Here is a 6,720-nt window from a genome sequence, read left to right as displayed (position 1 = left end):
ACCCTGCTCTGCAGCCACCACCACCACGTCATCCACAAGGAACAATGGCGGATCGACATGACCACCGGCGTGCCCTGGTTCACCCCACCACCACACATCGACCCCCACCAAACACCACGACGCAACCACCACCACACACCCCTCAGAACATAAGAGTGCCTCAAAGAAGTAGAGGTGTTGCTTGGGTATTGAATGCTGCCTATTCGGCTGCCGTGAACTTGGCCTCAACAACCTTCAGTAGCGGACGGGAGTTCGTGCAGACCAGGTACACCAGCAAGCCCGCAACAAACAGAATCAGCCAGGCAGTGGTGACCATCAGCACGAATCCTGAAATGAAAATGATTCCGGCGCTGCCCAACGACACTCGCCGCTGCGCACCCAAGGTGTAAAGAGAGAGCCGATAGATGTCGCTGCTCCGGAAGGAGAAGCGGGACAACAGGAGCATGGCATTCACCGCAGCCGTAGCCACTATGACTCCGACGCCCAACAACCCTATCCGGGCAGCGATCTGGGTTGGGTTGGTTCCTGGGTCAGGGCCCAAATTTCCTGGCAGGACACTCAGGTTGAAAGCAATGACCGCGAGGAGCGCGAGGTACGGAAGCCAAACCACCAAGGCCTGGCCAAAGTTACTGCGGTACGACTTCATAAAGTCATGGAAAACGCCGGTGTCCTCGTGCGCAAGGAGCCGGTTGAAGGCGTAACAGGCAGCCACGAATGAAGGCCCCACAAGGACCAGCGAAATCAACGCCAACGGCCCAATGAGGCCAACCAGCACCGGAGTGAGCACCAGCAGCGCATTGGCGAGAACCAGCAAAGCATTGCCAACCATGATGCCGTACACAGTTCCAGCCGCCTTGAACAACGTCCCCGATCCAAACTCAGCTTTCGTGGCTGCCATCAGAACTACTTCTTGTCCGCGTAGGCCTTGTATGCCTTGTTCGCAAGGTCGACGTACTTGCTTTGCCCCTTGCTATCGAGCTCTTTGACGTACGCACCAAACTCGCTGACAGCACGCTGCCCGGTGATGAACTTGAGAGTGTTCTGCTTGACGTGGTCCTTCAGCGGGGTGAGCGCCAGCGTGGCCTGCTCACGATCGACGTCGTTGAAGGGCACAGGCGGTGCGACCGGGCGTGGCTTCTTGGATTTCATGGCCTCTTGGAACGCCAATTCCTCGTCGTTGAACGTGGAGTGCAGGAGTTCCGTAGCGCCGCCGTAAGCGAAGTTTCCTCCAGAGAATCCGTAGTCCACCCGCAGGTCCTTGGTGCCCGAGGGATTGAGACCTTGGAAGTTGATGTCGGCTGCCAGCTTCCGCTTGCCGCCTTCCTTGGTGAAGGTTGTGCCCTCTACACCCCACTTGCTGAATTCCTGGCCGGCGTCGCTGTAGAACAGCCAGTCGATGTATTGGATGAGAGCCACAAAGCTGTCCTTGTCCTTGACGGACGAGTTCAGCATGATGCCGTTCTCCAAGCGGGTGCCACCGATGACATCGCCTGCAGGACCGCCCGGCACAGTGATCTTGCCGATCTCGAAGTTGCCCTTGCCCAGCGACTGTTCCATGGAGGTGCGGTAGGTGATGACATTCTGGGAATTGGCGCTGATCACGAACGACTTACCGGAAACGAACTTCTGGATGGCGGAGTCGTCGGTTTGGGTGAAGCTCTCAGGATCCATCAGTCCTTCAGAGACCAGCGAGTTGAAGTAGGTCACCAGGTCCTTGAACTTCTCTGAGCCGGCGGCAAAGCCGAACTCCTTCTTGTCCTGATCGAACAGGAGACCATCCACCAGGCCCCAACCCGCCACAGTGCCAAAGGTTGGTGCCGCGATGTTCAGCACACTGTCGCCTTTGAACCTGTCAGAGAAAGGCACGACGTCGGGATACGCCTTTTTGAGCGACCGCAGCACTTCACGGAACTCGTCCCATGTGGTGGGCTCAGCCAAGCCTTCCTTCTTCAGTACGTCCTTGCGGAAGCACAGAGAATAATCCGGCCACAGTTCCTCGTGCAGTCCGGGAAGAACGTAGTACTTACCGTCTTCCTGGGTGAGGCCTTCGATCTCTGGTTCGAGCTTCCACTTCTTGACCTTCTCTTGGAAGTGCGGCATGAGTTCCACGTAATCGCTGACTGGCAGCACCGCCCCGGCAGATACAAAAGCGGCTTCCTGCCCGGGATAGGTCTTGGCGATGATCTCCGGGGCGCTGCCGGAACTGATGAGAAGGCTGCGTTTCTGCTCATAATCACTGTTGGGAACAATGGTTGGTTCCAGCGTGACGTTGTTGTCGCTGGCCATCTTGGTGAAGAGCAGCCAGTCCTTCTTGTACGGATAGGTTGGCTGGTCGGAGAAAAGGAAGGTGAAGGACAACGGCGTCGTCGCCTTGAACGTGTCACCTACCTTGAAGCTGTCCATCGCACCATTGCGGGACTTGGACGTATCCACCTTCTCAGTGGCTTCAGAGTCACAACTGGTCATCATCAGCCCGATGGTGACAACGGACGCGAGGCCCAGGAAATCTCTTCTGCGGAACTCTCGTTTGGCGATCATTGGGTGTCCTTTCATAAGGGTTATTCCTAGACGGAACGGTTATTCCTTGACGGAACCGAGCATCACGCCCGAGAAGAAGTACTTCTGGACGAAGGGGTAGACACAAAGGATGGGAATGACGGTCAGCACGATGGTGACCGACTGGATGTTGGCCGCGATTTGGCCCACGTTTTCCGCGGTCCCGCCAGCCGAGCCGGCAGTGGTGACTCCAGCGATCATGTTGCGGAGGTAGATGGTGACCGGAAAGAGGTCGGGGTTATCCAGGTACAGGAAGGCCTGGAACCACGAGTTCCAGTTGGCTACCGCGTAGAACAGGACCATGGTTGCCACGATTGCCTTGCTCAGTGGAAGCACCACCCGGAAGAGGATGCCGTATTGAGTGAGACCGTCGATGGATGCCGCTTCTTCCAGCTCACGCGGCATGTTTTCGAAGAAGGACTTCATGATGAGCAGGTTGAACACGCTGATGGCGTTCGGCAGGACCACGGCCCAGATTGAATCCCGCATGCCCAGCGAACTGATGAGCACGTAGTTGGGGATCAAGCCGCCGTTGAAGAACATGGTGAAGACAGCGAGTCCAATGAAAACACTGCGGCCCTTGAGGTCTTTCTTGGCAATGGCGTAGGCGAATGATGTGGTCAGCACCATTGAAATCGCGGTAGCCACCACCGTGTACAACAGGGTATTTCCGTAGTTGGTCCAGAACGTGGAGTCGGCCAGGATCAGCTTGTACGTCTCGGTGTTGAAGCCCATCGGGAACAGGTTGACCTGCCCTGCGTTGATGAACCCTTCGCTGGAGAACGACTGCGCGATGATGTTCAGGAATGGATAGACCGTCAGGAACACTACGAACAGCAGGAACACCAGGTTGAAGGCCCTGAAGATCCGCATTCCCGTGGAAACCCTCATGTCCTTCAGGAGGACGCCGCCCGCAGCGGGAGGACGCAAAGAAGGAGTGGACTTGGTTGCTGTCTTGTTCACCACAGGCTCGTTCCTGCGAGGCGCTTGGATTTCGCGTTCGCTGAGAGGATCAGCGTGAGGCCGATGACGGATTCAAACATTCCGATCGCCGCCGCGTAGCTGAAGTTGCTGGATTCAAGGCCCACCCGGTACAGGTAGGTGGAAATGACGTCTGACGTTGCGTAGTTGAGCGGGTTGTAGATGAGCAGGATCTTCTCGAAGCCCACCGCCATGAACGTGCCGATGTTCAGGATCAGCAGCGTGATGATGGTCGGCCGGATGGCGGGCAGCGTCACGTGCCAGGTCTGTTGCCACCTGTTGGCTCCGTCGATCCTGGCCGCCTCGTACAGTGATTCGTCCACCCGGGTGAGTGCTGCCAGGTAGAGGATCGCTCCCCAGCCCGTGGTTTGCCACACCTCTGAGCTGATGTACATCGGCCGGAACCAGCCCGGATCCTGCGTGAAGTTCACCGTGTTGCCAAACAGCGATTCAGCGATCTGGTTCACCGTGCCGGTCATGGAGAAGTTCTGCAGGATCATCCCGGCGATGATCACCACTGACATAAAGTGCGGCAGGTATGCCACGGTCTGCACGAACTTCTTGAACTTCTGGGACCGGAGCTCATTGAGCATCAGCGCGAAAATGATGGGCATCGGGAAGCAGAACACCAACGTCAGGATGCCCAGAACGATCGTGTTCTGGAAGGCTTGCCAGAAGCTGGGGTCGTTGATGAAAAGGGTGATGTACTTGAAACCCACCCATTTCTCGCCGAAGATGCTGCCGCCAGGCTGAAATTGGCGGAAGGCAATGACGTTCCCGGCCATTGGCAGGTACCTGAAAATGAGGAGGTATGCCAGTGGCAGCGCTAACAGTGTGTACAGACGCCAGTCCCGTTTGAGCGCCAACTTCCAGCTTCCAGGCTTGGTGCGCCGCGTTTTCTGTTTACTCGGCTCAGCGCCCGGGACAACCTCGGGCGGAGCGTCCAGCCTCAGTGCCATGGTTTTCCCGCCTTAGCTGTCGATTCTTCAAGGACTACGACTTCTTCAAGTACCAGGACGCCGTTCGCTGGAAGTTCCACTTCCCCGTGAATCGACTGTCCACTGATGCGGTCTATCCCGCCGTCGAGGACGTTCACCCTGGAAGGCGCATCGTTGTGGTTGAGCACCAGGAGGAAACTTTTGGTGGCGTAGCCGGAGCCGCCGGCCTCAGGACCCGAGCCAGCAGGATCCGAGCCAGCACGACGGCGGACTTGGACTCCCGTAGGCGCCGCCAGTTCCGGTTCCACGCCTCCGCTTCGAAGTTCGTCGTCGAGCAATTGTTTGAGCAGCCCGTCCTCGACCCTGGCCGAAAGGTAAACCGCGGTTCCTCGCCCGAAACTGTTGCGGGTGATGGCGGGGGCTCCCGCGAGGCGCCCTGAAGAGTAGCTGGCCAGCACGTCGGCCGTCTCGGCGTGCAAGTGCTCTGTCCAGTAACTGGCCGAGGAGGTACCGCCGTCGAGCGTGGAAAGCTTCACCTGTTCGCCGTCCCCGGCGAGTGGATGCATTTCCTCGCTCCACGCGCCCAGCACGTTGCGGAGGGCACCGGGGTAGCCACCCAAGCGGATTGTATTGTCCTGGTCCACGATGCCGGAGAGGTAAGAGACCACCAGTCGGCCGCCGTCGGACACGTAGTTTTCGAAGTTTTCGGCGGCGGCGTCGGTGAGCAAGTACGACGCCGGCATGATCACAAGGCCGTATGCAGAAAGGTCGCTGTTGGCATTGACGAAGTCCACTGTGATGTTGGCGTCGAACAGGGGTCGGTAAAAGCGCAACACTTCCTGGGTGTAGTTCAGGTCCGAGCGCGGCGAATTACCCAATTCCAAAGCCCACCAGCAGTCCCAGTCGAACACGATGGCTACCTTGGCCGTGGATCGGGTGCCCGTCAGGCCGCCCAATGATTTCAGCTCTTGACCGAGCTCGCAGACCTCGCGGAAGATCCGGGTGTTCGGGCCTGCGTGGTTCACCATGGCTGAGTGGTAACGCTCGGTTCCACCCTTGGCTTGGCGCCATTGGAAGAAAAGGATCGAATCAGCACCCTGCGCGATGGCCTGGTAAGAGCCGAGTCGCATCTTGCCTGGAAGCTTGGAGACGGCGACGGACCACTGGCTGACAGCGCCAGTCGCTTGCTCCATGACCATCCACGGTTGTCCGTGACGTAAGGAACGCATGAGGTCAAAGTTCAATGCGGCGGCTATATGTGCATCGTCTTCACGGGGATCCGGGTAGATATCCAGCGCTGCGGCATCCTCCTGGGCGGCCCATGCCCAGTAGTCGTTGGTCTTGTAGAAGCGCATGAAGTTGGTGACAATCGGCAGGTCCGGGCTGTGGCGCCTGAGGATGTCCCGTTCGGCCTTGAAGTGTTCCAGCATGCTGTCCGAGGTGAAGCGGTGAAAGTCCAGCCGGCGCGAAGGGTTGGACCACGTGCGGGGCTGCGCCGGAACACGTACCTGGTTCCAGTCCGAGTAGATCTGGCCCCACACGGTGGCGCTCCATGATTCATTGAGTTCATCGAGCGATGAGTACTTCCTCTGCAGCCACTCACGAAACGCTTTCTCAGCCCACGGCCCATAGGAGGTGGGCCCGTATTCGTTGCCTACATGCCACATTCGCAGGGCGGGATGCTTTGCGTAGCGCTCCCCCATCTTTTCCGCGAGAGCCAGGGACTTGGCTCGATACACAGGATGGGAGACGTCAAAGTGTTGGCGGGATCCGAAGCCGAAGATACTTCCGTCGGGTCGTTCCGGCATGATGTCCGGGTGCTGCTCCACGAGCCAAGCCGGAGGCACGGCGTCAGGGGTAGCCAGATCCACGCCGATCCCGTGCGCATGCATCAGGTCCATGACCACATCCAGCCATTCAAAGTCGAAGACGCCGTCACTGGTTTCCAACCGGCTCCACGAGAAAACAGCAAGGGTCACAAGGTTTACCCCGGCCTGCTGCATGAGCTTTGCATCCTCAAGCCAGACCTCACGCGGCCATTGTTCCGGGTTGTAATCACCGCCGTAGGCGATGCCGCCAAGTTTTTGATGCAACTGCTCCAGCCGCTTTTCAGCAGTCCGTAGGTCCTCAGGGTCGATGGTCATCTTTGTCCTTCACTCGGCCTTGGTCGCCCTGGGAACTACAGTGCGACACACATCACAGAGAGAAACTATCGTAGAGTTTCCGCAATAACAACAGTGAACTT

The 6,720-nt window shown here is 58.1% G+C and carries 5 protein-coding genes and 1 pseudogene; 1 reads left to right on the top strand and 5 read right to left on the bottom strand.

Annotated features, from left to right (window positions below; all coding sequences use genetic code 11):
- Nucleotides 1-153 (top strand): annotated as a pseudogene (locus AC1DD7_RS23065) (DUF222 domain-containing protein); the annotation flags it as partial.
- A 46-nt stretch (nt 154-199) separates the two neighbouring features.
- On the opposite strand, the gene AC1DD7_RS23060 reads toward AC1DD7_RS23065, so the two are convergent.
- Genes AC1DD7_RS23060 through AC1DD7_RS23040 form a run of 5 tightly spaced genes read right to left on the bottom strand, consistent with a single transcriptional unit; the run spans nt 200 to nt 6,619 of the window.
- A complete protein-coding gene (locus AC1DD7_RS23060) occupies nt 200-898 on the bottom strand; it encodes a YesL family protein (RefSeq protein WP_477516731.1) in 699 nt (232 codons plus the stop codon).
- A 5-nt stretch (nt 899-903) separates the two neighbouring features.
- On the bottom strand, nt 904-2,553 hold the full coding sequence (locus AC1DD7_RS23055) for an ABC transporter substrate-binding protein (protein WP_477516730.1): 1,650 nt from the start codon (nt 2,551-2,553) through the stop codon (nt 904-906).
- A 24-nt stretch (nt 2,554-2,577) separates the two neighbouring features.
- Nucleotides 2,578-3,522, bottom strand: a complete 945-nt coding sequence (locus tag AC1DD7_RS23050; protein WP_477516729.1) for a carbohydrate ABC transporter permease — start codon at nt 3,520-3,522, stop codon at nt 2,578-2,580.
- Complete coding sequence (locus AC1DD7_RS23045) at nt 3,516-4,496, bottom strand: ABC transporter permease (RefSeq protein WP_477516728.1); 981 nt, start codon at nt 4,494-4,496, stop codon at nt 3,516-3,518. The genes AC1DD7_RS23050 and AC1DD7_RS23045 overlap by 7 nt, the downstream gene beginning before the upstream one ends.
- The gene (locus AC1DD7_RS23040; protein WP_477516727.1) at nt 4,487-6,619 is read right to left on the bottom strand and encodes a beta-galactosidase; all 2,133 of its coding nucleotides are present in this window, start codon (nt 6,617-6,619) and stop codon (nt 4,487-4,489) included. The genes AC1DD7_RS23045 and AC1DD7_RS23040 overlap by 10 nt, the downstream gene beginning before the upstream one ends.
- Nucleotides 6,620-6,720 lie beyond the last annotated feature (101 nt).

This window comes from Paenarthrobacter sp. 10L412, assembly GCF_056395565.1.
This window is presented reverse-complemented; position numbering and strand designations above follow the sequence as displayed.

What these genes read in the sequence shown, in the direction of transcription:
- AC1DD7_RS23045 (WP_477516728.1), bottom strand. Translation starts at nt 4,496, where the DNA reads ATGGCACTGAGGCTGGACGCTCCGCCCGAGGTTGTCCCGGGCGCTGAG.
- AC1DD7_RS23040 (WP_477516727.1), bottom strand. Translation starts at nt 6,619, where the DNA reads ATGACCATCGACCCTGAGGACCTACGGACTGCTGAAAAGCGGCTGGAG.
- AC1DD7_RS23060 (WP_477516731.1), bottom strand. Translation starts at nt 898, where the DNA reads ATGGCAGCCACGAAAGCTGAGTTTGGATCGGGGACGTTGTTCAAGGCG.
- AC1DD7_RS23055 (WP_477516730.1), bottom strand. Translation starts at nt 2,553, where the DNA reads ATGAAAGGACACCCAATGATCGCCAAACGAGAGTTCCGCAGAAGAGAT.